Source organism: Pseudalkalibacillus decolorationis (assembly GCF_024609785.1).
Classification (GTDB): Bacteria; Bacillota; Bacilli; order Bacillales; family Fictibacillaceae; genus Pseudalkalibacillus; species Pseudalkalibacillus decolorationis.
On the sequence record NZ_JANHJQ010000064.1, the window covers coordinates 1 to 702 of the forward strand.

Here is a 702-nt window from a genome sequence, read left to right on the forward strand (position 1 = left end):
TGTCGAGTAGGAGGGAGCCTTTCCATTATGGATTGTGCTCCGCCCCCCTCACAGAACCGTGCGAGCGGTACTCCCGCACACGGCTCTTCTCCATCATCATTTACAGAATATAGCTTAATTCGCTTCTAAGATCGTATATGTTCACTTTTACTCGTAGCTTCGACAATGGATATTTTCTAAGAAATAGATTGAACTTATCCCAATCAAATGATTTCTTTTGGCTCCTCCGGTTTAGCCACGTAAACAGTAGCCTTGTGACCTGATATCGGTATACCCCAACTGTCCGTGTATTGTCTGTGATACAGTAATAGTTGTAGTAGCCTGTTAGCGACCTACTCAATCGATTCATGATAAATTCCACATCTTTATTTCTGTTTATTTTAATCCATTCCTTGAACCTCGTGAGTTTTGCTTGCATTTTCTTTCTGCTTGTTTTACGCTTGACACGAAAACGACCATCTTTGCTTTCACTACAGTAGTGAGTAAATCCAAGAAAATCAAAGGTAGATGGCTTTGACTTCCCTTTGCGCTTACAGTTTTCCTTTGCGAAGCGTCCAAATGGAATGATTTTCGTCTTGTCTTCTGCCATCTCCAAATTAAATTTCTTAAGCCGTTTCCCTAATGCTTTATAGAAGTTATCGGCATCTCTTTTATATTGGAAGCAACATACAAAGTCATCGGCATATCTAACCATGTACGCCT

General features: G+C 40.6%; 1 protein-coding gene. It reads right to left on the minus strand.

Annotated features, from left to right (window positions below):
• Positions 1-100 precede the first annotated feature (100 nt).
• On the minus strand, positions 101-702 hold a 602-nt coding region (locus tag NON16_RS25285; protein WP_257352385.1), incomplete at its 5' end, for a reverse transcriptase domain-containing protein.